This is a genomic window from Halococcus agarilyticus, assembly GCF_000334895.1.
GTDB lineage: Archaea > Halobacteriota > Halobacteria > Halobacteriales > Halococcaceae > Halococcus > Halococcus agarilyticus.
Map to the genome: position 1 here is coordinate 19176 of NZ_BAFM01000002.1, position 21908 is coordinate 41083.

30 protein-coding genes are annotated in these 21908 nt (G+C 66.7%); 18 read left to right on the top strand and 12 right to left on the bottom strand.

The genetic code is table 11. The features are described 5' to 3' along the window. Positions 1-89 precede the first annotated feature (89 nt). The 4 genes from TX76_RS01590 (at position 90) to TX76_RS01605 (ending at position 2824) form a co-directional block, all read left to right on the top strand. Complete coding sequence (locus TX76_RS01590; protein ID WP_195155985.1) at positions 90-398, top strand: lycopene cyclase domain-containing protein; 309 nt, start codon at positions 90-92, stop codon at positions 396-398. A gap of 78 nt (positions 399-476) precedes the next feature. Beyond that, positions 477-1655: a DNA primase small subunit PriS gene (gene priS, locus TX76_RS01595; protein WP_049898609.1), complete on the top strand. Its 1179-nt coding sequence runs from the start codon at positions 477-479 to the stop codon at positions 1653-1655. Further along, positions 1652-2593, top strand: coding sequence for a hypothetical protein (locus TX76_RS01600; RefSeq protein ID WP_049898610.1), 942 nt, complete (start codon positions 1652-1654; stop codon positions 2591-2593). Before priS ends, TX76_RS01600 begins: the two co-directional genes overlap by 4 nt. A 21-nt stretch (positions 2594-2614) precedes the next feature. Then, a complete protein-coding gene (locus TX76_RS01605) occupies positions 2615-2824 on the top strand; it encodes a hypothetical protein (RefSeq protein WP_049898611.1) in 210 nt (69 codons plus the stop codon). A 52-nt stretch (positions 2825-2876) separates the two neighbouring features. Here TX76_RS01605 and TX76_RS01610 read toward each other — a convergent pair whose 3' ends face one another. After that, the gene (locus TX76_RS01610; RefSeq protein WP_049898612.1) at positions 2877-4244 is read right to left on the bottom strand and encodes a geranylgeranyl reductase family protein; all 1368 of its coding nucleotides are present in this window, start codon (positions 4242-4244) and stop codon (positions 2877-2879) included. A 142-nt stretch (positions 4245-4386) separates the two neighbouring features. On the opposite strand from TX76_RS01610, the gene TX76_RS01615 reads away from it, so the two are divergent. Next, entirely contained in the window at positions 4387-4716 is a 330-nt protein-coding gene (locus tag TX76_RS01615) for a 2Fe-2S iron-sulfur cluster-binding protein (RefSeq protein ID WP_049898613.1), read from the top strand. A gap of 50 nt (positions 4717-4766) precedes the next feature. Here TX76_RS01615 and TX76_RS01620 read toward each other — a convergent pair whose 3' ends face one another. Next, complete coding sequence (locus TX76_RS01620) at positions 4767-5819, bottom strand: helix-turn-helix transcriptional regulator (RefSeq protein WP_049898614.1); 1053 nt, start codon at positions 5817-5819, stop codon at positions 4767-4769. A 351-nt stretch (positions 5820-6170) separates the two neighbouring features. Here TX76_RS01620 and TX76_RS01625 point away from each other — a divergent pair, with 351 nt between their 5' ends. The 7 genes from TX76_RS01625 to TX76_RS01650 all read left to right on the top strand — a co-directional run bounded on the left by TX76_RS01625 (position 6171) and on the right by TX76_RS01650 (position 10518). Beyond that, positions 6171-6788: a DUF7344 domain-containing protein gene (locus TX76_RS01625; protein ID WP_049898615.1), complete on the top strand. Its 618-nt coding sequence runs from the start codon at positions 6171-6173 to the stop codon at positions 6786-6788. A gap of 142 nt (positions 6789-6930) precedes the next feature. Beyond that, positions 6931-7077 (top strand): hypothetical protein, encoded by a 147-nt coding sequence (locus TX76_RS17410; protein ID WP_154018971.1) that lies wholly within the window; start codon positions 6931-6933, stop codon positions 7075-7077. Between the two features lie 394 nt (positions 7078-7471). Then, on the top strand, positions 7472-8107 hold the full coding sequence (locus tag TX76_RS01630; RefSeq protein WP_049898616.1) for a TasA family protein: 636 nt from the start codon (positions 7472-7474) through the stop codon (positions 8105-8107). Between the two features lie 148 nt (positions 8108-8255). Then, on the top strand, positions 8256-8987 hold the full coding sequence (locus TX76_RS01635; protein ID WP_228842278.1) for a signal peptidase I: 732 nt from the start codon (positions 8256-8258) through the stop codon (positions 8985-8987). Continuing rightward, entirely contained in the window at positions 8980-9348 is a 369-nt protein-coding gene (locus tag TX76_RS01640; RefSeq protein WP_049898617.1) for a hypothetical protein, read from the top strand. The genes TX76_RS01635 and TX76_RS01640 overlap by 8 nt, the downstream gene beginning before the upstream one ends. Before the next feature lie 141 nt (positions 9349-9489). Then, entirely contained in the window at positions 9490-9834 is a 345-nt protein-coding gene (locus tag TX76_RS01645) for a glutaredoxin family protein (RefSeq protein ID WP_049898618.1), read from the top strand. 93 nt (positions 9835-9927) lie between these two features. Beyond that, entirely contained in the window at positions 9928-10518 is a 591-nt protein-coding gene (locus tag TX76_RS01650; RefSeq protein ID WP_049898620.1) for a DUF7110 family protein, read from the top strand. Between the two features lie 448 nt (positions 10519-10966). On the opposite strand, the gene TX76_RS01655 is transcribed toward TX76_RS01650, so the two are convergent. The 6 genes from TX76_RS01655 to TX76_RS01680 all read right to left on the bottom strand — a co-directional run bounded on the left by TX76_RS01655 (position 10967) and on the right by TX76_RS01680 (position 13996). Then, positions 10967-11506, bottom strand: coding sequence for a hypothetical protein (locus TX76_RS01655; RefSeq protein ID WP_228842279.1), 540 nt, complete (start codon positions 11504-11506; stop codon positions 10967-10969). A gap of 52 nt (positions 11507-11558) precedes the next feature. Next, positions 11559-12530, bottom strand: a complete 972-nt coding sequence (locus TX76_RS01660; protein ID WP_049898622.1) for an ArsA family ATPase — start codon at positions 12528-12530, stop codon at positions 11559-11561. A gap of 14 nt (positions 12531-12544) precedes the next feature. After that, the gene (locus TX76_RS01665) at positions 12545-12841 is read right to left on the bottom strand and encodes a hypothetical protein (protein ID WP_049898623.1); all 297 of its coding nucleotides are present in this window, start codon (positions 12839-12841) and stop codon (positions 12545-12547) included. A 46-nt stretch (positions 12842-12887) separates the two neighbouring features. Continuing rightward, entirely contained in the window at positions 12888-13112 is a 225-nt protein-coding gene (locus TX76_RS01670) for a hypothetical protein (protein WP_049898625.1), read from the bottom strand. Between the two features lie 141 nt (positions 13113-13253). After that, positions 13254-13661, bottom strand: a complete 408-nt coding sequence (locus tag TX76_RS01675; RefSeq protein WP_049898626.1) for an SRPBCC family protein — start codon at positions 13659-13661, stop codon at positions 13254-13256. Positions 13662-13675: 14 nt separating this feature from the next. After that, positions 13676-13996: a hypothetical protein gene (locus TX76_RS01680; protein WP_049898628.1), complete on the bottom strand. Its 321-nt coding sequence runs from the start codon at positions 13994-13996 to the stop codon at positions 13676-13678. Positions 13997-14131: 135 nt separating this feature from the next. On the opposite strand from TX76_RS01680, the gene TX76_RS01685 reads away from it, so the two are divergent. Together TX76_RS01685 and upp are read left to right on the top strand one after the other, a co-directional pair. After that, entirely contained in the window at positions 14132-14311 is a 180-nt protein-coding gene (locus TX76_RS01685) for a hypothetical protein (protein WP_049898630.1), read from the top strand. Positions 14312-14362: 51 nt separating this feature from the next. Further along, positions 14363-15037 (top strand): uracil phosphoribosyltransferase, encoded by a 675-nt coding sequence (gene upp, locus TX76_RS01690; RefSeq protein ID WP_049898631.1) that lies wholly within the window; start codon positions 14363-14365, stop codon positions 15035-15037. 334 nt (positions 15038-15371) lie between these two features. On the opposite strand, the gene TX76_RS01695 is transcribed toward upp, so the two are convergent. The 3 genes from TX76_RS01695 to hisB are packed head-to-tail and all read right to left on the bottom strand — an operon-like array spanning position 15372 to position 17076. Beyond that, a complete protein-coding gene (locus tag TX76_RS01695; protein WP_049898632.1) occupies positions 15372-15983 on the bottom strand; it encodes an IMPACT family protein in 612 nt (203 codons plus the stop codon). Next, the gene (locus TX76_RS01700; protein WP_049898633.1) at positions 15980-16483 is read right to left on the bottom strand and encodes an amino acid-binding protein; all 504 of its coding nucleotides are present in this window, start codon (positions 16481-16483) and stop codon (positions 15980-15982) included. The genes TX76_RS01695 and TX76_RS01700 overlap by 4 nt, the downstream gene beginning before the upstream one ends. An 8-nt stretch (positions 16484-16491) precedes the next feature. Beyond that, positions 16492-17076, bottom strand: a complete 585-nt coding sequence (gene hisB / locus TX76_RS01705; protein WP_049898634.1) for an imidazoleglycerol-phosphate dehydratase HisB — start codon at positions 17074-17076, stop codon at positions 16492-16494. 134 nt (positions 17077-17210) lie between these two features. Between hisB and TX76_RS01710 the strand changes: the two genes are divergently transcribed. Continuing rightward, the gene (locus TX76_RS01710) at positions 17211-18458 is read left to right on the top strand and encodes an iron transporter (RefSeq protein ID WP_049898635.1); all 1248 of its coding nucleotides are present in this window, start codon (positions 17211-17213) and stop codon (positions 18456-18458) included. A 1-nt stretch (position 18459) separates the two neighbouring features. On the opposite strand, the gene hisA is transcribed toward TX76_RS01710, so the two are convergent. Beyond that, a complete protein-coding gene (gene hisA / locus TX76_RS01715) occupies positions 18460-19188 on the bottom strand; it encodes a 1-(5-phosphoribosyl)-5-[(5-phosphoribosylamino)methylideneamino]imidazole-4-carboxamide isomerase (RefSeq protein WP_049898636.1) in 729 nt (242 codons plus the stop codon). Positions 19189-19318: 130 nt separating this feature from the next. On the opposite strand from hisA, the gene TX76_RS01720 reads away from it, so the two are divergent. From TX76_RS01720 to TX76_RS01730, 3 genes are all read left to right on the top strand, one after another. Then, positions 19319-20521 (top strand): inorganic phosphate transporter, encoded by a 1203-nt coding sequence (locus TX76_RS01720; RefSeq protein WP_049898637.1) that lies wholly within the window; start codon positions 19319-19321, stop codon positions 20519-20521. Positions 20522-20648: 127 nt separating this feature from the next. Then, the gene (gene fer, locus TX76_RS01725) at positions 20649-21038 is read left to right on the top strand and encodes a ferredoxin Fer (RefSeq protein WP_049898639.1); all 390 of its coding nucleotides are present in this window, start codon (positions 20649-20651) and stop codon (positions 21036-21038) included. A gap of 333 nt (positions 21039-21371) precedes the next feature. Beyond that, the gene (locus tag TX76_RS01730) at positions 21372-21806 is read left to right on the top strand and encodes an NUDIX hydrolase (RefSeq protein WP_049898640.1); all 435 of its coding nucleotides are present in this window, start codon (positions 21372-21374) and stop codon (positions 21804-21806) included. Positions 21807-21908 lie beyond the last annotated feature (102 nt).

A 21908-nucleotide genomic window follows, 5' to 3' on the forward strand; every position in this document is an offset into this window, starting at 1 on the left:
CTTCGCTGCCGGGGGTAATCAACACTTTGCCGGAACGCCCCACCACGCATTTGCTTCTCGACGACCTACGAAACCGAATGCTACCGGATCTGCTGCCGGACATCGGCGTGTTCGGTCCCTATACGTATCTCGTGACCGAGGTCGTCTTCGGCACGCTCGCGCTCGCGCTGCTTTTCGTGACCGACGCACTCGGCCGCGCCGCACGGACCATCGTCGCGCTCTACCCCCTTGCATACTTCTGGGACTGGTACACGCTCGAAGTCGGGGTGTTCGAGATCCCGCTACGCACCGGCGTCGAGTTGCTGGGGATTCCGATCGAGGAGCACATCTTCATGATCGTCGTCCCGGCGCTGGTCGTCGGCATCCACGAACTCGTCAACGGGCCGCCAACCGACTGAACCGTGGATCGCGGGTCGTGCCGGCCGTCGGGACCGAGGCGGCAACGTTTTGCCGACGTTTCCCGAACGGGAGGCCGGATGGAAGAGCGCACGCGTGCGTACCTCCGAGGGCGGTTTCGGGACCATTACCGCCGGACGGAGCCGACGCCCCCGCCCGACGCCGACGCGCGCGAGTGGGGATACATCCCGTGGACTTCGAGCCCGGGTACCACGATGGTCCGGCACAAGTCGACCCTTGACCTCGGTGATCTCAGCGATTTTCTCGCGCGCGAGCGTCCACGTCACGTCTATTTCTCCGCAGGCCGGTACGACGATCCCGACGCGGGGAGCATGGAAGAAAAGGGTTGGCAGGGTTCGGATCTCGTCTTCGATCTCGACGCCGACCATCTTCCGTCGGTCGAACTCGGCGAGGACAGCTACGCCACGATGCTTGACAAATGCAAGGACGCCCTGCTCCGATTGCTCGACTTCCTCGAAGACGATTTCGACTTTCGGGACCTCGACATCGTCTTCTCCGGTGGTCGGGGATACCACGTCCACGTTCGCGACGACGGGATTCAGGATCTGGAGCGCGACGCCCGACGCGAGATCGTGGACTACGTCCGCGGGACCGGGCTCGATCTCGACGGTCTCATCGCCACGGAAGCGGTCGGCGGGACCGCCGGACGGACGAGTCCGGCCCAAAAGCGCACGCTCCGGACTGAAGGTGGGTGGAGCGCGCGCGCCCATCGCCACCTCCTCGGGTTCGTCGACGACGTGCTGGAACTGGACGACGAGGCGGCGATCGCCCGACTCCGCGAGTTCGACGGGATCGGCGAGGGAAAGGCAGAAGCCGCGCTGCGTGCCGCACGCACCAACTACGAGTCGATCGAAGCAGGAAACATCGACGTCCATCCGGCCTTCTACGGCCTCGCAGAACGGCTGCTCCCCGAAGTGGTGGCGGCCGACAACGCCCCGATCGACGAGCCCGTGACGACCGACACGAACCGGTTGATCCGACTCCCCGGCAGCCTCCATGGGGGAAGTGGCCTCCGCGTCGTACCGATCGCCCGCGATCACGTCGAAGCGTTTGATCCACTCGGCGAGACGATCCCCGAGACGTTTCGCGGGCAGGAGATCACGATCGAGCTCGACGAGGAAACGACTGTGGAACTCGACGGCGATAGCTTTACACTCCCGGCGGGCACACGTGAGGTCCGTGAATACCTCGGCGTGTTCCTGATGACACGCGGCCACGCCGAGAAGGGCGAAGAATGAACCTCGGAGATCTCCAGTCCGCGCGGAGCAAGGAGCGTCAGAAGGACAGCCTCCAGCATCTCCGCGAGGAGTTCTACGCCGAGGTGGGCGCGTTCGTCGAGGAACTCCGCACCGAGCGCGAGCGCGCGGCCGCCGCGGCCGACGACCCCTTCTCCGCGCCCGAGGTCCGCCGGCTGACCGACGACATCGAGACCGCCGAGAATACCGTCGAGGCGATCTACGAGCGTCGAGTGGGGAAGCTCGTCAAGCTCGCCAGCCTCGACGCCGCCGGGATGCCAGCCGACGAGGACGGACTCACGAGCGAGGAACGCGACCTCTTCGAGACGCTCGTCGACGCGATCGAGTCGAACCGCGCGCACGTCCTCGACGACGTGCTCGCCGGTGACGAGGCTGCTTCCGACGATGAAGCCGAGACCGACTCGCCGACCCCACCGGACGGGGCGACGGGCCCGGCTCCGACCGACGGGGTTGGTGCTGCCGGAGCCGGTAGCGACGACTCGAACCCCGCCGAAACCGGCGCTGCTGTCGAGCCTGCCGGCACCGCCGAACCGGATGCCGGCGTCGAGGCTGACGACGGAACAACTGGACGAACAGCACCGGGCGAGGCCGAGGGTGGCGTCACCGCGGCCGACGCGATGGGCGGCGGCACGGCCGACACGGCCGTGGACGAATCGACGAACGATCAATCACCGACCGACGAGCCGCCGACCGAACCCGGTCGCGCGCCGGCCGGGGCCAACGATACGGGCAGCGAAACCGCCCAGCGGACGACCGACGACGACACCGACCGAACCACCGTCCGGATCACGCGCGACGTCGGCGAGATCATGGGCGTCGACGAGCGCACCTACCACCTCGCGAGCGAGGACGTCGTCACGCTTCCCGAAGTGAACGCGACCCCGCTGCTGGAGCGCGACGCGGCCGAACAGCTCGAATAGCGCAGCAGTAGTGTGATTCCGATGGACGGGGAATCGAGGACGGTCCGCATTCTCGGTCCCAACCGGCGAAACCTCGCCGCGCTCGCGGCCGTCGGAACGGTGCTCGTGGGGGCGTACACGCTCGTCTCGGACCCAGTCGTCCGGTACGGCGCGTGGCTCGTCGTCTTCACGATCTGGATGCTGTGGTTCGTGCTCGCCGCGGTCCAGTGGCTCTCGATGGCGGATTTCTGACTACGGAGGCCATCGCCCGAACCGTGCCGTCAGTCGGCTCGAAGCGGATCGCTCAGTACTTCGCGTCCGCGCCGGTGGTGGCGTAGACGACATCCATCAGGCCGTCGCGCTGGGCCTGCCACGTGTCGAACTCCTTGGGATGATCGGGGTAGTCCTCGTAGTGATCGAGCAGGCGGTCGGCCTGGCCCTTCGTCTCGTAGAGGTCGTAGAGCGTGCCCCAGTGGTCAAAGCTCTTGATCGCGGTCCGGAGTTTGAGGCCAAGGCCGACGTTCGCGCTGCCCGAGTAGAGCGCGTCGGAGAGCTTCTCGGCAGGGAGCGTCGCGAGGAGCCCCATCAGGTCGTCAAGCCCGGTCGCGCCCACGAGGATGTTGTAGACGTCGAGCGCGGCGTAGCGCCCGCCGAAGTGGTCCATCACGCGCTGATTGTACTCCCAGAGGCCGGCCTCGCTCGTGTCGCCGGTCTCGATCGCCTCGATCGCTGCCTCGCCCGCGTACTTCCCGGCGTAGGCCGCGCCCGCGATCCCGCCGCCAGTGGTGGGGTTGACGTGGCCCGCGGCGTCGCCGATCGCCATGAATCCCGGCGCAACGCCCGAATCGTACGGCCGACGGGTCGGGAGGGCGGCTCCGAGTTTGTCGACCACGGTTGCGTTCTCGAACTCCGGGCGATTCCGGAGGTCGCGCTTCAGCGACTCGACGAGCTGCATCGGCTCCTCGCCCATCTGGAACCCGAGGCCGACGTTGATCTGCGTACTCGTCCGCGGGAAGTACCAGAGGTAGCCCGCGGCGCGCTCGGTGGGTTTGAGGACGAGCGCGTCGTCCCACTCCACGGGTTCGTCGACTTCGAGAACCTCGCGGTAGGCAGAGGAGAACTGTGAGTAGCTGACGTTGGTGTCGAAGGTCGCGTCGCCGAGATCGGCCTTGTCCTGGAGGATCGAGAGCGCGCCGGCGGCGTCGATCACCACGTCGCCGCGGTACTCGATTGGATCACCCTGACGGGTGGCGCGCAGGCCCGTCACCCGGCCGTCGTCCTGAATCACGTCCTGCACCACCGTGTCGTAGTGGACGTCCGCACCCGCTCGCTCGGCCCCGTCGATGATGAGTTTCCCGTACTCCAGGCGGTCGATGACGGCGAGTTCCCCTGGTACGGGGATGTCGAGCACGGCGTTCTCCTGGGGGATCTCGAACCGACCGTGATCGACGTCGGTGTTCGTGAAGGCGGGTTCGATGGCGGATTTCGGGATCGCCTCGGGGAAGGCGTCGGCTCCCTTGAGCGCGTCGCCGCAGGCGATGTGGCCCGCTTCGTCCGCAGATTTGCGCTCAACGATCGTGACGTCGTAGCCCGCCCGCGCGATCGTCGCCGCGGCGTAACAGCCGCCGGTGCCAGCGCCGACGATGGCGACGTCCGGCTCGTAGGTCGTCATTGGTGGGTGATTGCGGGGCTGGTGGAAAACTCTTCTCCAACGCTTCGACGGTCCACTCGGCCCAGTATCCGCTCTCGGTCGTGGACCGGAACGGTCAAAGAGAGAGGTAAAGGGTTTTGGTGGGGCCCGACGCACACCGGGTATGACCGATCATACTGTGGAGTTCGTGGGCACCGGCGAGTCGATCACCGTCTCCGAAAAGGAGACCATCCTGAGCCGGTGCATCGAGGAGGGGATCGCCCAGGAGTACTCCTGCCGAGTCGGGATGTGTCTCGCGTGCTCCGCCGAAATCGTCGAGGGAGAGGTGACCCAGCCGGCGGCGCGCGGGCTTTCGGAGACGGAGGCCGAACGCTACGCGCTGACCTGCATGGCTCGGCCGCTCTCGGACCTCAAACTCGACCGGGGGAAGTACCCGCCGAGCATCGAGGGCGACGCCAGCGCCAGCGGCGATCCCGCGCCAGCCGACGACTGAAAAAGCGTCCGCGGGTAGGTGCGACCCGCACACCATGCCGCCAGTACGGATCAGGCCGTTACCGGCTCGGCCCGGTCCTCGTAGGTCCGGTAGATCCGTTCCCCCCAATCGACGGCCTCGCTCGACGAGTTCGATATCATCCCTTTCATCTCGTTGTCGCCGTTGTAGATCAGGAGACAGACGCGGGTTTCGTTCGGCGTCTCCACGACGAACAACCCGTAGGGAGTCTCGCCGACCACGTGCGTCTCGTAGTTCGGCAATCCAAACATCCGTTGGAACCGATCCGGATGCAACGACCGCACGTGTTCGAGTAGTGGAGCCGGGAAGACGAAGGTCATCTCCACCCCATCGTTGGCCAACGAGTAGACGGTCTCCATGGCCTGTGGATGGCTGTGCGCGTGGGTCACGCAGGTCAGCCGGTCGGCCTCGCGTATCAGCTCCGCCAACTGCGTCCCCGGAATGTGGGGAGCGACCGATTTCTGGGTGACGATCTCCGCACCGGCCAGCAGCGCGGCATCGAGTTCGACGTCCGGGTCGAGCACCGACAGCAAGCCCGACGCGGCGAGGATTCCATCGAGACGCTCGACGAACGCCTCGTACTCCCGGACGAGCGCGTGGCCGATCTCGGTCGGGACGAACCCCTCGGAGACGTACTCGACCACGCCCAGGACCTCCAGCTCCCGCATCGTGCGGTCGACCGTCGACCGCGACCGGCCGAGCTCGTCGACGAGGTCGCGCTTGTCGAGCGGCGGATCCAGCAGACCGAGCAGTTCGCGCCGCCGTGTGGCGGTGGCGATCAGATCATCGATCACGGACTCCGCGGCGTCACCGACGCCACAGCGGTCCGCGAGACGGGTGCCGAACCGTTCGAACTCCGCGACCGCCAGGCGACCACACAGCGTGAGGGTCACGCCGTCGTCACGACACTCGGCCAGGCCCACGGATTCGATCTCACGGAGCGCCCGATCGACCGTCGAACGCGAGACGTCCAGCCCATCGACGAGCTCCCGTTTCGGCGTCGGCTGTGCCGACAGCCGTTCGACGACTGCACCGCGTCGCAGGAGCACCTCGATCGTATCGAGAAGCGGATCCTCGGTCGCCATTCGCTTTTCCCCGTTTGCAGCAGGTTCTGACCGACGGTACAAATAACTCCGGACTAGCGGTTTAGTGTGTGGTAGCACCCGCTCGTGATCGAAACGCGTGTACTGTCGCTCGCCGATCCGTCCGACGGACGAAGTGACGTGTTCCGGGACAGTTGGTATCGTGTGCCGGAACGAGCCGCGGGCCGACGCCCATCGATCGAGATCCGGACTCACCCCCCACTTCCTGCCGGAGTCGCTTGTTTGCAGTCACCCGATTTTCGTATTTAGTATCAACGCATTTATTGGATCGTTCACCACGCGGTACGTCGTGCAGTCGGTGAGGCAAAGACGGTACGCACGAGTGTCGCTACCATGTCCTTGGAACGAGGGCCGGCAAACGGGACCGAAACCGGTCCAGCGGTACCGTCGAACGGGGGTGAGAAGCCGTCGGCGCTGTCGCGCGATGAGGTGTTCGACATCCTGAGCAACCAGCGCCGGCGGCACGCGCTGCACTTCCTCAAGCAGCGAAACGGCGACGGGACCGAGCTCCGCGAACTATCCACCCAGGTCGCGGCGTGGGAGAACGGCAAGTCGGCCGAGAGGGTGACGAGCGACGAGCGGCGGCGGGTCTACACGTCGCTCCAGCAGTTTCACCTGCCGAAGCTCGATCGCAACGGGATCGTGGAGTACGACGATCGCCGGGGGAGCGTCGAACTCGCGGGCGAAGCGACCGACCTCGACGTGTATCTCGACGTCGTGGAGGAGAGCGACGTGCCGTGGAGCCAGTACTACCTCGGGCTGTCGGGGCTGAGTCTCGCACTCTTCGGCGTCGTCTCGGTCGAGATCTATCCGCTCACGCTCGTACCGGCCCTTGCGTGGGGCGTCCTCGTCGCGCTGGTCTTCACGGTGTCCGCGCTCGCACACACCTACCACGATCGACGGATGCGTCTCGGTGCGGATGGACCGCCGGCCGACCTCCGGGAGCCGTGAACGACTCGTCGTGTTCGTCGGACGCGTGCCCTTCGAGTCGCCCCCTGAACGCTCCGGAACCCCACCGAGCGGTCGTCGGCTTCGGCCGACGCACGCTTTGATGCGATCCCCGTACGATCCACGAACCCTCGTCGCTTCTTTCATGACTCCGAGACGAACGATCACGGACGTGCTGCCAGGAACACGCCCCGATGCACCTCGCCGGAACGCACTCGTCGTGTTCGCGTACGCGCTCTCGATCCTCGTCGCGTCGGGACTACTCGGCTATCTCGTCGGCAGCGTCGTCTGAGGTCGCCGTGTTCGACTGCCGGCCTGGCGGGTGGGACCGAGAACGCGGCGTCGTCGACCGCTCGTCGAGACCGTCCTGATGGCGTTCGGGCGCGATCCCATCGTGACCAGGCGAGCGCCGACGCCGATCGGCGGGTGGCCGATCGACGGGACGACCCGATCATCACTCCCTCACGGGTGTTCAGGCCGTCTTTGAACCCCTTTCAGGCCGCGCTTGAATCGTCTCAGGCCGTCGTTGAGCGCTTTCAGGCGGTGTATGAGCAAGTGGGTGGCTCTCATGGGGTGGTAGTAGCGCGTCCAGCCTGCACCGATGTCGGTGCTCGCGGGGCGTGCGGCGAACGGACGACCGCGGTCCCCACGACGGGACCGACAGCGGACAACGGAGAACCAGACCAATGGCAGACGAAAACGACAAACCGACACTCACCCGGCGACGGGTGCTCGGCAGTATGGCAACGATCGGCGCGGCCGGCGCGGTGGGCGCGGGCGCGTGGGCACAGTACAGCGACGAGGAGACCGCACGGGTCAAGGCCGAAGCTGGTACTCTCAATCTCACGATCGACGGAAAGGACGGCAATCCCTCGAAGCGGCTCGACGTTGGGCCGCTTGCTCCGGGTGGAGATGGGGAAAGCAGGTCGTTCAGGCTGAAGAACGAGGGTAACATCGGTGGGACCGTCCTGGGTCTCATGCTAGATACTGTCGACAGCTCGGAGGGGACCAACAACGAAGCCGAAACCAACACGGGCGGTGGAGGCGAGCTCGACGACCAGCTCGAAGTCAGAGCGTACGTCGTCCAGTCGAACAGCAATCGTCACTTCTTCGGTAGCAGTGGTTCCAACAACTGGGTGGACTACTCCAGCGTCGCAGGGGAGGAGTACATCAACGAGGACGTCGATCCGATGGAAGCGGACGACCTCGTCATCGAGGTTCGCATGGAGGACGTGTCGAACAACAACGCAGCGCAGGGAGATACGCTCACGTTCGACGCCGACGTCACGCTCTACCAGAACAGCGCACCGAGTAGTTCGTGAGCTGATCCCCAGTAGCGAGCAGCGAACACAATCGCGGGCTCGCCGAGCAGTGTGAGCGGTTGTCCGAAACCGCTCCACCGACCTCGGCCAGCGATTTCGACAGACAACCGTGCATACACCGAACAACGATACGATCCTGCGCGCGGGCGTGATAGTCGTACTCGTCGTACTTATCGTTCCGTTTGTCGTTTTCACCGTCCCACAGGTCGTCGAAGCGGAGCAGAGTTACGTGATCGCCTCCGGTAGCATGACGCCGGCAATCAGCCCCAACGACGCGATCATCGTCAACGACGTGTCACCAACGTCGGTCGAGGAGGGCGACGTCATCGTCTTCTCAGAGCGCGGCGAGAGCGACAGTGACAACATCGACGTCACGAGCCACCGCGTGGTGGACGTCACCAACGGCGAGAACGGGCTCGCGTTCAAGACCAAGGGCGACGCGAACGAGGAGGCTGATCAGGGACTCGTCCCGGCGTCGGCGCTCGTAGGCCGAGTGACGTTCACGATCCCGTTCATCGGGTACGTGATCGGATTTGCGAGCGGTCAACTGGGGTTCCTCACGCTGGTCGGTGTGCCGGTCGGGTTGCTCATCCTCGGCGAGGTGTACGATCTCGCGGTCGCGGCGCGGAACACACGGCAGGAAGCGGGCGGCACGACCGAAGCGGAACCGGAAGACGAGACCGTCGGAACGTCGGTCGAGAACGATGCAACACCAGGAACCGACACTCAGGGATCGATGACCGAGAACGCTTCGCCGTCGGGGTTCGATCCCGGGGTTACCGCGGTCGGGAACGGCGCGCCCCCGGACATTCGCGACCCGCGGACCGAACCGATCGATCCGACGACCGGCGACGAGAACGGGGAGGCGGACGATGCGTGAGACGGGTGCGGCGATGCTGATCGCCGGGTTCGTCATGCTCGCGGCCGTCGGGTTCGGCGGCGGGTTCGCCTACGCCCAGTTGAGCGACACCGAGACGGCGGAGGTTTCGGTTTCGGCGGGAACGTGGTCCACGACCGCAGCGGGGACGGCAATGCCGACGGAAACGGACACGACGGTATCGGGTGTAACCACGACGGGTTCGACCGAAGTGTCGGAACCAACGACTGACACCCCAGATACGACCGAAATGCCGACAGAAACGGTTCCGAAAGTCGATGAACCCACGACTGCGGCAACCACGTCGGCAGGGGCGACCCGAACCACCGGAACCGAGACGACGGACGACACCACGACTGAGTAGCGTTGCCGGGAAGGCGGGTGCGTGCGATCACCGCCTGACGCCGGGGATCACCGCGTCGCATCCGTCGGAGGGGTGACTCGACCGACGAGGGCGACCGTCGTGCGGCGACACGTCTTTGTGGCGACGGCGAGTAGGAGGGGTATGGCGTTCCAACGTGGCGACGATCTCGATCAGGAAGCGGTCAACGAACGCGTCGACACCGCGATCGACGAGCACGAGGTCGTGCTGTTCATGAAAGGGAACGAGCTGATGCCCCAGTGTGGCTACTCCGATCGCGCGCTCGGCCTCATCGGTCAGCACCGCGAGGAGTTCGAGACCGTCGACGTGCTCGAATCGCTCGACGAGTACCGGGTCGCGCTCGAACGCCACAGCGGGTGGGAGACCACCCCCCAGACGTTCGTCGACGGCGAGTTCGTCGGCGGCAGCGACGTGCTCGCGGAGCTCGACGAGCGGGGCGATCTCGAAACGACGCTCGCGACCGGATGACGCCGCGACCGAAGGACAGGGAATATACGTACGGGGTCCGTACTGCCCGTTGAACGGGCAGCGTCGGCAGCGTGCCCGACTGCCGGTGACACCATGACCAACTGCGTATTCCAGCTCCACTCCACGCTCGAACTGCCCCTCGAAGACGTCCACGAGTTCCTCGAGGAGCCGGACCTCCCCGAGGACGTCGAGTCGATCGATTTCACCCGCCGGAACAACACGCTGATCGTCCGTGGGGTCGCCGCCGACGGCTCCATCAGCAAGTACACCCCGACAGCCCAGCTCAAGGCCAGCGTGACCGAAAACCGGGTGTACGAGGAACTCCCCGAGGAGGAACAGCCCCCGCATCCCGGCGGCCCCCAGTGGGGCGGCGGGCCCGGCGAGGACGAGGAACCCCCGCCCTCCGAGCTCGTCGAGTACGCCTGCTTCAAGGGCGACCGCGAGACCGTCCTCCAGAACACCGCCCTCCAGTACCCGATGTTCGAGGTGCTGCGCGACATCGCCCGGATCGCGGAGAAGGGCACACTGACCGCGATCGCCGCGGTCGACGGCGAGCTCGAAGCCACCAGAATCGTCGACGGCGAGGAGCGGCCCGCCTCCCTCGAGGTCGTCGAGGACCCCACCGAGGGCCCGGCCGCGAGCAAGGGCGTCGACTGGCGGGACAACAAGTTCATCTCGGATTAGTGGTGGAGAGCGTTCCACGTCGGCAGCAGCCCGAGCCGCCGTCGTAGCGTCCAGGGTCCCTGTCGCCCCGACTGTTTCACTCGGTACTCCCGACGGTTCTGCTATCGACAGCGGACGGCTGCTTTTTCGTGAGTGCGATCGAGAAGAACTGTCGTCACATAAACAGCTTTGCCAGTGAGGTGTCACACTTATGTCCCTGTTGTCCGAGTACTTCTCCCGGATCGTGCTTCAGCAGCACTCCCCAACGACAATGACCGATTCGACACCGCAGCGGACCGTCGACCTCGCTCGTGAGCCGAACTACCAGCAGAGTGGTTCCATCGGCTGGTTTCCCGGTCCGTAACGTCGACTCCACCGTCTTAGAGCGAAATCGGTGTCGAACGGAGTTCCCTCCGTTGGAGTCGCTCCCTCCAACCGGGCCCGGTCGCATCGGACGCGAGGTAGCGGCTCACAGCGAGGCCATCTGCCACCGGTAGTACTCGACGAAGAGCAGCGCGACGCCGGACAGCAGCGCCAGCCACAGCCCGACGCCGGGCGCGGCCGTAAACGCCGAGGCCGTCCCCTCCGCGAGGGGGTTCCCCGCGGCGGCAGCCGCCGCGATCGTCCGCTGGGTGACCTCGCCGTTCCACCGCAGCTGGAGGAGCGCCAGCCCGACGATCGCGAGCCCGCTCACGAACCGACACCACATGGCGACCCACCCGCGGAGCCACCACGAGAAGAGCACGGCGACGACGGCGACGACGGCGATCGCCTGGCCGGCAAGAACGTCGAGACCCATGACACGACGGGGCGCTTCCAGCGGGATCTGAACGGTGACCCACGTCAGGGCGGTGGACGCGAGCGCCACGACCAGGGGACCGTACGTGTCCACGAACTCGGAAACCAGCCACGGGTACGGCCGCCGAACGCCGCCCGACTCCCGATACTGTTGGCCCGTTCCGCCGTCCATGTTCGTCGACTCCCCCTCGCTCGGTTTCCCTCTTGTCATTCGCTCTCCGCGTGGTTCGCCCCGCGAAGCGTCGTCCGACGCGCCGTCTCGGCTATCGCTCACCGGTCGTGGTGGCAGCCGCGATATCGAGTTCGGCGGCGACCTCGTCGAGCAGGTCGCCCTTGACCTCCTCGACGCGCGTCTCGATGGTCGCCACCACCGGCTGGGCGAAGTTCTCGTGGATCCTGGTGACGCGCTCGCGCTCGGTCGCACACCGCTCGCGGAGGTAGGTCGCGCCCCGGCCGTGCTCGTCGTCGTCGGGGGCGGGCGTCAGCCGGTTGACGACCAGGCCGCCGACGTCAAGGCCGTACTCGTCGAGATCGTCGATCGCGTCGTCGGTCTCACGGATCGAGAGCTCGTCGGGGTTGAGCACGAGGTAGAACGTGGCCGCCTCGTCGAGCGTCCGCCCCGCGAACTCGAACAGCTCCTTGCGGTCGCTCAGCCGCGCGATGATCGGGTCCTCGTCGATCCGCCGGCGTGCCTCTCGGTCGCCGATCGCCGCGCGCTCGTAGAGATCGATGCTCGTGGTCCGCTTCTCGATGAGGCGGTCGATCCAGTCGCCGAGAAAGTCGGGCAGGGAGAGCAGGCGGAGCGCCCCGCCCGTCGGGGCGGTGTCGAACACCACGCGGTCGTACGCCTCGGAACCGCGCATCACGTCGATGAACCGATCGAACAGCGCGGCCTCGTACGCGCCGGGCGTCCGGTGGGCGAGTTCGATCTGCCTGTCGATCTCGTTGACCATCGCCGGACTCACCTGATCGGCCAGCGCGCGCTTGGTCTCCATCAGGTGCTCGTCGACCGCCTCGTCGGGGTCGATCTCCATCGCGTGGAGGCCGTCGTGCCCCTCGACGGGGCGAGGGTCGTCCCCGAAGGGTTGATCGAACACGTCCGCGGTGCTGTGGGCGGGATCGGTCGAGACCACGAGCGTGTCGAGCCCCTCGCTGGCGCATTTGAGCGCGTACGCGCTCGACACCGTGGTCTTGCCGACGCCGCCCTTGCCGCCGAAGAAGACGAATTTCTCCATGGTGGTGTGGCGTGTCAGAAGTGGTACTGCTGACCCTTGCGCTCGACGAGCGTGCCGCGATCCCAGAGCCGGCGCTCCCAGCCCGCGAACTCGTCGGCGAGGTAGGGGAGCAGCTCGGCGGTGTAGTACGAGACCGGGCTCGGGATGCCGAACGCGTCGGCGAAACACGCGAGCATGAACGCGTCGTCGGTGTCCTCGGCCTCCTTCTCGATCAGCTCGAACGCCGGCCCCTCGACCATCCCGTGATAGAGGCCGTGGAGCCACTCCTCGACGATCTCCCGGTAGGATTCGATCCGCTCTGCGAGCGTCATGTGTGCCCGCATGTCGCCCGGCTACTTAAACCGCCGCTGGCCCGGCTCAGCAGGCACACCCGGTCGAGGAGTGCGATCGCTCGAACTCCATTGCTTCCTCGCAGTCCGGACAGTCCGGCGGTTCGTCGCCCGCCACGTCGACGTCCCGGATCCGTTCGTCGCAGTCGTGACACCAGTACGCGCCCTTCGAGCCGTCGCCCTTCCCGCCGCCGCGGTTCGCCGACTCGGTCGACGCCTCCAGCATCTCGCTGACCGTGCCGAGGATTCCCATACCGTGTGTTCGGACACATGAGTACATAAACCCGGGTGTGGTCGTGTGCCGCCGTCACACGACCGGCACCGGCGACCGTCGTCGAACGACCGGGCCAGAACGGTCTTTCTCCCACCCCTGAACTGCGGCTCCCGATCGAGGTCACTCGACGGCGTTCGCGATCCGTCCGAGTGCGCGCTGGAGTTCACCACGCCGTTTCCACGCGGCCACGCGGTCGGTGAGCCCCGCGAGCGGGAGCCCGGCGCTCACGTGGGAGGTCATCCTGATCCGGGTGCCCTCGTCCTCGGGACGGTAGGTGACGGTGGTTTCGAGCGTCTCCAGCGGGCCGTCGCCGCGCTGCTCGTAGACCAGCCCGTCCTCGCGCGCCTCGAACGCGAGCGCGAACTCGACACCTCTAGAGCCGACGATCACGAGCCAGCCGTCGTCGGTGTCCTCGACCTCGTAGACGGTGAAACTCCCCTCGTACTCCACGAGCGCGGCGGGCGTGAGCTCGCGCCCGACCGCCGACGGGGTCGCCCCCACGAACCGCGACGCCGCGACTTCGCGCATGAGGAGGGTTGGAGTCAGCGCCTCAAAAACGGCACCGTGAGAAGGACGAACATCCCGATCGTGACGAGCGCCGCGTACAGCAACCGCTTGAGCCGCTGATCGGCCGGCACCTCGCCGCGCAGCTCCGGCCGTGTGGTCCACACGAGTCGGTGGTACGCCACGCCCGCGGCGAGCGAGCAGACGACGGTCGAGACCCCGATCGCCACCGGGAGCGAGAGCCCGAGCGCGAGACAGTAGATCGGCCCGAACGAGAAGCTCACGAGGACGGCGAACGACGCGACCACGAGGAACGGCACCGGATCGACCGGCGTCCCGTGACGGTTCGTGGGCTTCATGCGGGTCGTTGACACGCGGTGATCTATACGCTGTCGGCCGTCGTGGTCCGGTCCGGCGGTCCGACGGTCCGGCGGCTCGGTGGCGGACCACGCGACGGGACAGAACTAAGTCGGCGCGGTCGCTGTTCCGCACGAATGGCCTCGCAGGGTGACATCCGCGTGCTGATCGTCATCGATCTCGTCCTCTCGGCGGCCTTCAGCGCCGTCACAGTGTGGGGGCTCTCGCTCGTCGGCGTGCTGGCGTTCTCGTGGCCCACCGTCGGGCTCGCCACTCTCCTGCTCGCCGTGCTCACGTATCTCGCGGTTCTCCAGTGACGAGCGGCGCGTGACGGATGATTTTATACTCTCCGGGAGCACCCATCCAGTATGCCCATCGAGGACCGCGATCCCGCATCCCTCATCACACACGCGCTCGCCCGCGACACGCTCTCACGACTCCGCAGCGTCGAGACCGAACAGGTCGCCTTCCGGAAAGGACTGGTGAAGCTCGGTCGGATCTGTGGCTACGAGATCATCGACGGCGCGATGGAGACCGAGTACGTCTCGATCACGACCCCGCTGGCGGAGACCACCGGCGAACACGTCAAAGGGCTCGACAACGTGGTGATCGTGAACGTGCTCCGGGCGGCGACACCGTTCGTCGAGGGGCTCCTGAAGGCGTTCCCGCGCGCGAAGCAGGGCGTCATCTCCGCCGGCCGCGACGAGTCGGCCGGGATGACCGACGGCGAGTTCCCGATCACGATCGACTACGTCAAGCTCCCCGAGATCACCGAAGACGACACCGTGATCGTCGCCGACCCGATGCTCGCCACCGGGAGTACGATGTGCCGGGTGCTCGACCACGTTCTGGAGACCGCCCCCGAGCCCGAGGACCTGTTCGTGCTTTCTGCGGTGAGCGCGCCGCCGGGCCTGCTCCGCGTCGGCGAACGCTTCCCCGAGGCCGACCTCCTCACCGTGAGCGTCGACGACGAACTCGACGACGACGGGTTCATCGTGCCGGGCCTCGGCGACGCGGGCGACCGCGCGTTCCGCACGAAGTAACACGAACGACCGTTCCGTTCGACGCACGTCGAACCCCCCGCGTTTCGGGTGGAGATTCGACTCACTCCGGGCAGCTGTGGCTACTACTCTACGTTCAGCGGCGGCTGGCGCACGGGAGCACGCCGGAGGCGTGCGACTCGTGCGAGGGATGAGCGAGTGACGTGAGCGAAGCGAACGAAACGAGCGAATCGGCTGGGGAGGGCGTGGCCTGCGGTCTCTCGTTTGTGTCGTGATCCGTGGCCGCAACGAAACCCGTAGTATGAACTCGTCGCCGGAGTTCAACGACTGTCGAACCCCATCAGCCATCACCTCTTCGATCGCTCGTGCGTGTTCGTCATCCGGTGTCGATCTCCGCCCGTCCGCTGGTCGCGCTCAACACTCGCTCGCGAAGCGCGTCGCCTTCCGCCACCGGCACCTGGACCTCGAACGCGACACGTTCTCCGTAGGTCGCCTCGAATGTGACGTCCGCACTCTCGACGATCCCGCGGACGGTCCCGGAGTCGTCGTACCCGACCGCGATCGCGACGGTCTCGTGGGGCCGCTCTTCGAGGGTGCCGGTATCGTCGACCGCCAGCTTGACCGCGCGACCGTAGGCTCGCGACAGCCCGCCGACGCCGAGGTTCGTCCCGCCGTAGTACCGCGTGACGACCGCTGCGACGTTTTCGAGCGCCTCGCGTTTCAGGACTGTGAGCGCCGGCTTGCCGGCCGACCCGCCGGGTTCGCCGTCGTCGCTCGCGTACTCGCGGAGCGGATCAGCACGAACGCGGTAGGCGGGCACGTTGTGGGTCGCGTCTCCGTACTCCGCCTCGACGCTCGCGACGAACGCCTCCGCGGCATCGACCGATCCCACAGGAACGACGTGGCCGAGAAACCGCGAGCCCTGGACCTCGAAGGCAGCCTCACCACGCCCCGCGACGGTTCGGTAGGTCTCGGGCGCGTCGCTCATTCGAGTTCGAGCTTGCGGACGAACGCGAACTCGCGGATCGCGGTCAGCACCTCGCCGGGCAGCGGTTCGTCGGTGATGATCGAGAGCCGGGGCTCGTCGGTGAACTCCGGGTCCTCGCTGATGGTCTGGCGCACCGAGATGTCGCGGGCGGCGATCTCGCCCGTGACGGCCGCGACGATCCCCGACTGCTCGGCGTCCGCGACCGCCACGGTCAGCACCGAAAGGTCGAGCACCGGCGCGAGGTCTCGGAGACTGGGGACCGCGGAGATGTTCCGGAAGATGGGACGGAGTTCGTCGTCCGCGAGCACCGCGTCGGTGGTCGAGTCGACGACGCGCCGATCGACGCCGATCTCGCTGGCGAGTTGGGTGTTCGGGATCTCGATCCCGCCCGAGACCACTCGGCCCTCGGCGTTGACTGAGAACCCGCGTTCGAGCAGCAGTCTGACGACCGCCTGCTGGCTCGGGCTGCCCTCGAACTTCCCCATGATTTCGTCGAACATAGAACTACTTAGAGCGCGCCCTTGGTGCTCGGGGTGCCCTCACGACGCTCGTCGGGACGGGTGGCGTCGTCGAGCGCACGCGCGAGCGCCTTGAACAGCGCCTCGATCTCGTGGTGGGCGTTCTCGCCCTCGACCGCAGCGTGGAGGGTCAGTCCGGCGTTCGTTGCGAGCGAGCGGCAGAAGTGAGCGGCCATCGTGCTCGAAAACTCCCCCACCGAATCCTGGGAGAACCCACCGTCGAACCGGAACAGGGGCCGACCCGAGACGTCGACCACGACGCTGCCGACCGCCTCGTCGAGCGGGACCTTTCGGTCGGCGAAGCGTCGAATCCCTGCGCGGTCGCCGAGCGCCTCGTCGAACGCCTCGCCGAGGGTGATCGCGACGTCCTCGATCGTGTGGTGGTCGTCGATGTGGAGATCGCCGTCACAGGTCACGTCGAGATCGAACAGCCCGTGCTTCGCGAACGAGGCGAGCATGTGATCGAAGAAGCCGATCCCGGTCTCGACGGTCGACTCGCCGTCGCCGTCGATCGTCAGCGAGATTTCAACTGTGGTCTCGGCGGTCTCGCGGGTCACAGTCGCGCTCCGCGTCATGCACGCCCCAGCGCACCGACGTATAAGGCGGTTGTGCTCCGCCGGTCGGTCGTGGCCGTCGTTCGATTCGGTTGGAGTCACTATCGACGTTCGAACCAGAACCGGTATTCCGGCCCGTCGCCAACGGGAGGCGAATGGATCGTCGGCGATACCTGCGACTCGCCGTCGCCTCGTCGGTCGCGCTCGCCGGCTGCTCAGCGACCGAATCCGGTGGCGAGCCAGGCGGTTCGTCGTCCGCCACAGCCACGACAGCGGGAGGCGACGACGCCACGAACGCCGGGACGGCCGAGAGCGGAAACCGCCGCGGACGTGGGGTGTACGTCCAGTCGTTCAGCGAGTCGATGTACGTCGTCGGCAACGGGGTCATGGGTGTTTCGAGCAGTGCGGGCGAGAACGCGACGAGCAGTTCGGAGACGACGTCCGGCACGAACCGAACGAACACAGCGACCGGATCCGATGCCGCCACAGCGGGAGTGCCGGACGGAGCCGCCGCCAGGCCGATCGCCGGCGACTACCGCTTCGCGCTGATGTACGCCGCCCCACACGTGTTCTGGACCGTCAACGGCACGGAAACCACGAGACAGCCAATCGAACAGGGTGACTCGCTGCATCTCATGAGCGTCGTCTGGGATCCGGAAACCGGGACGGTGCTCCCCGACGTTGGCCTCTCGGTCGAGATCAGTGGGGATGGAGACCTCGTGAGCCAAGAAGTGATCTACCCGATGCTGTCCCAGCGGATGGGGTTTCACTACGGCGCGAACTTCGCGCTGCCCGGCGACGGGACCTACACCGTGAGGCTCAGCGTGGGTGGAACGGGCGTCCGGCGGACGGGGGCGTTCGCGGGTCGGTTCGCGGAGCCGGCGAGCGTCACGATCGAGTTCCCGTTCACCGAGACGACGCGCGAGCAGGTCGTCTCGCCGAAGGCTCCACGAGCCGGTGAGCCGGGCGCGATCGCGCCGATGGAGATGGCTACGATCCCGTCGGTGGTCGCCCCGACGAAACCCGAACTCGGCGGTGTGTTCGTCGGCCGCGCCACGAGCGACGACGCGGTGTTTCTCGTCACTCGACTATCCCCGGACGAGAGTCCGCTCGACGACGGCAACCCCTATCTCGTGGTGTCGGCGCGAACGCCGTACAACCGGATGGTGCTACCCGCGATGGCGCTCTCGGCGACGCTGAAGCGTGGCGGATCGACCGTCTTCGAGGGGGCGCTGGCGCGCACGCTCGATCGCGATCTCGGCTACCACTACGGTGCCGCCGTCGACAGCGCGAGGCCAGGCGACCGCCTCACGATCTCGGTCACGACGCCACCCCAGGTCGCCCGCCACGAGGGCTACGAGAACGCGTTTCTCGATATGTCCGAGATGAGTCTGACGCTGTGAGCTACTCGTCTGCCACCGCCGCCATGGCGGCGTCGAGCGTGAACCGGCCCTCGTAGAGCGCACTGCCCACCACGACGGCGCTCGCACCCACGTTGCGAAGCGCCTGGATGTCGTCGATCGTCGCCACACCGCCGCTCGCCACCACGGGGATCTCGACGGCGTCGACGAGCCGACGAACGGGATCGGTCTGGACGCCGTCGAGACGACCCTCGACATCGACATCGGTGAAGAGGATCGCGCCCGCGCCGCGGTCCTCGTACTCCGCCGCCGCCGTCGCCGGATCCATTCCCGTGGTCTCGGTCCAGCCCGAGATCACGACCTCGCCGCCCCTGGCGTCGAGGCTCACCACCACGCTGCCCGGATGGGTCTCGCTGATTTCCGCGACGAGTTCCGGATTTTCGACGGCAGCCGTGCCGAGGATTACCCGGTCGACACCGCGATCGAGCAGGTCGCGCGCGTCCGCGGCGGTGCGGATGCCGCCGCCGAGCTGCACGGGAATATCGACCGTCTCGACGATCCGCTCGATCGCGGCGGCGTTCGCCCGCTCGCCCTCGAACGCCCCGTCGAGATCCACGAGGTGGAGCGTTCGCGCGCCCGCCGCGACCCAGCGTTCGGCCGCCGCGACCGGATCGCCGTACTCGTTTCCAGTACTGCGCTCGCCGCCGACGAGCTGGACGGCCTGGCCGTCCCGAACGTCGACCGCAGGGATCACCTCGAACCCGGAGAACATGGTTGGAATCGGATTCGTCGTGGTCTAAACCCACCGAAATCCATCCTGAAGTCGGGCTCGCTCTATAACTTATGGGGTGAATCCATTTGGGTTAGAAAGAACTATCCGTCGGGCGATGATCCGTCCGCGTATGGCGCTCTCTCCTCTTTTGCTCGTCGGGCTCGCGGTCGTGGTCTTCGTCGGGTTCAACATCGGCGGCTCGAACGTCGGGGTTGCGTTCGGGCCGGCGGTCGGGTCGAAGTCGGTCTCGGCGACGGGCGCGGCGGCGCTGATGACCGTGAGTTTCTTCGTCGGCGGCTGGACGGTCGGCCGGGGCGTCGTCCGGACGATGGGGGGTCGGATCGTCCCGTCGAGCGAGTTCACGCTCGCGGCCGGCATCGTCGTCCTCTTCTTCATCGGTCTCGCGCTCTTTCTCGCGAACGTCGTCGGCGTTCCCGCCTCGACCTCGATGACGGGCGTCGGTTCGATCGCCGGCCTCGGCCTCGCGACGAACACCTTGAACTGGACGACGATGGGCGAGATCGTCTCGTGGTGGATCGTCTCGCCCGTGATCGCCTTCTGGGTCAGCGGCGTCATCGGTCGGTACTTCTACCCCCATCTGAACCGGCTGTTCGCCGTCAAGCAGACCGAGGGCTCGCTGCTCGCACTCGACCGCTCGCGGACGCCGCCACGACCGACGCTCGGCGCGAACACCACCGTCCGAGAGCTCGTCGGCACGCTGCTCGTCGTCGTCGTGGCCTGTTACACGGCGTTCAGCGCGGGCACCTCGAACGCGGCGAACGCGATCGCCCCGCTGGTGGGGGCGGGAGTGCTCGACATCGGACCGGGCATCGTCCTCGCGGGGCTCGCCGTCGGCCTCGGGGCGTTCACGATCGGCCGACGGACCATCGACACGATGGGCAACGACCTCACCGACATGCCGCTGCTCGCGGCGTTGATCGTCGCGGTCGTGAGTTCGACGCTCGTGACGCTGCTCTCGTGGTTCGACATCCCTGTCAGCGTCGTCATCATCTCGACTATGAGCATCGTGGGCCTCGGTTGGGGGCGCGCCACGCGAAGCGTCACCGTCGCCGACGTCCGCGAGGGCGAAGCGCCCACGGTCTCGGTCGACGCGCTCGCTGCCGACGTCGACACGCAGACCGTGGGTGGTGGGGGGAATCCGCCCGACCCCGAGGCGGAGCCGACCCCGATCGGCGACGAGATCGGCAGCGACGAGCCGACGGGCCTGTTCAAGCCTGGCGCGAGCGCGCGCGTCATCGCCATGCAGAACCTCGTACCCGCGGTCGCGACGCTGACCTCCTTCCTGCTCTTCCGGTTCGTCCTGTTTTCCTGAGCAGGGTTCGTGTCGGGTTTTCTCACCCGGTGAACCCCACGATTTTCCCTCGTGTTCGGCCCGAGGATACGCGCCGACGCCGCCGAAACAGCAAGGTCTAACAAGGCGGGGCGAGAACGCCAGGGTGATGCCTACCGTAGAATACGTCAACTACGAAGTGTTCGACGACCAGGGCTGGGACCTCGAGGACGACGACCTGTTCGAGAAGGCCGAAGAGGCCGACCTCGGCGACGAGGACTACGGCACGCTCGACGTCAACGAGTCCGAGTACATCCTCGAAGCCGCCGAGGCCCAGGGCTACGACTGGCCGTTCTCGTGTCGCGCCGGCGCGTGTGCGAACTGCGCCGCCATCGTCAAGGAGGGCGAGATCGACATGGACATGCAGCAGATCCTCTCGGACGAGGAGGTCGACGACCGCAACGTCCGCCTGACCTGCATCGGCAGCCCCGCCGCCGACACCGTGCAGATCGTCTACAACGCGAAACACCTGGATTACCTCCAGAACCGCGTTATCTGAAACGACTTTTTTACACGGGGGCCTCGCGCTCCCTACGGTCGCGCTCAACCCCCGTCCAAAAACCTCGACTAAAAACACCCGCTCGCTCGGCTTCGCCTCGCTCGCGGTGGAACCCCTAGCCTTCTCCACAACCGCACTACACAGCACCGCCGAAGCCCTCGCTCGTGTCACTCGCTCGCCCTTCATCCACCAGGAGAGTAACACTCTCCTGAGCCTCACCTCACTTCGTTCGATGAGACGCCAGGCCCCGCACCGCTACGCCACCGCGACCGCACCGCTACCGCCGCCGAACCGCAACCGCTATCCGACAGAGATCGCTTTCTACGGTTCCTCATGAGTTGGCGAGAGATCAGGCCGGTCGCGCTCGCAGCGGTCCGGCGGGAGAACGGCGAGCTTCTGGTCTCGAAGGATCACGAACCAGGCGAGGACGAGCCGTTCTACCGGCTCATCGGCGGCGGGGTCGAGTTCGGCGAACACAGTTGCGAGGCAGTCGTCCGGGAGTTCCGCGAGGAGCTCGACGTCGAGCTCACGAACGTCGGCCTCGTCGGCACTCACGAGAACGTCTTCACGTTCGACGGCGAGCAGGGCCACGAGATCTGGCGGGTGTACGAGGGCGACATCGCCGAGGACTGGCCGTACGAGCGCGATCGATTCGAGGGCCACGAGCCCGAACTCGACGAGACCTACGAGGCGACGTGGGTGGCCCCCGAGCAATTACGAAACGACGTGACGTTCTACGATCCGGTGGTGCTCGACGACCTCGACTGAGGGCGGCCAGCGGGGTGGTGCGGTAGCGGTGCGGTGCCTGGTGGATGAAGGGCGAGCGAGCGGAGCGAGCGAGGGCTTCGGCGGTGCTGGGCGTCGCTGTGC